This window comes from Thalassotalea sp. G20_0, assembly GCF_017744175.1.
GTDB lineage: Bacteria > Pseudomonadota > Gammaproteobacteria > Pseudomonadales > Endozoicomonadaceae > Endozoicomonas.
Window position 1 is genome coordinate 1 of sequence record NZ_JAGHQV010000392.1, and the last position, 680, is coordinate 680.

The following is a 680-nucleotide window of genomic DNA, read 5'->3' on the forward strand; positions in this document are numbered from 1 at the left end:
AACCAGCATAAAGTCGACCCGGCGGTTTAATCCTGACTCCGGATCCAGCCCAGGAATAGGCTGGTTAGCCCCCATGGCTGCTACTAACAGTATCTGATCTTCCGGCACTCCGCTGAAAACAATGACTTTCCTGACCGTTTCGGCCCGTTGTCCGGAAAGCTCCCAGTTTTTCCGGTTGGGTTCCGGGGTATTGTCAAGGTCAGAACCAATGACACCATCGGAGTGTCCGGTAATAATGATTTTAAAGGGCAGTTTTGCCAGAACCGGTGCCAGGGCAATAAGAAAATCTTCATAAAATGGCACCATGTACCTGCTTCCCTGTGGGAACATGGGACCGATTCTGGCCTGAGCCAGTGTCATAAGAATCATCCTGGGCCAGACCCGCAGCTGAATGTCTTTTGCTGTATTGGCCTGTTCTGTCGGCAGTTTGGATAATCCGAGCACAATGGCCGCAAGCCTGTCGGTATTGGCGGAGTTCTGACCGGCAATCTCCATACCCGTCATACCGGAGGGCGTAGGCCGTATCTGTACTGGCAATCCCCGTAATATTGAGTTATCTCCCTTCATCTCAACCGGCGTGTTACTGCTCACACGATTGAAAATCCCCGGATTGGAAAAATAGGTGGCAATGGCTTCCTTTTGCACGGGTGTAGTGGCGGCTACCAGCCAGAGCACCAGGA

General features: G+C 52.2%; 1 protein-coding gene. It reads right to left on the reverse strand.

Features of this window, described 5'->3' with window-relative positions:
• On the reverse strand, positions 1-680 hold a 680-nt coding region (locus J7438_RS26670; RefSeq protein WP_209279045.1), incomplete at both ends, for an OmpA family protein.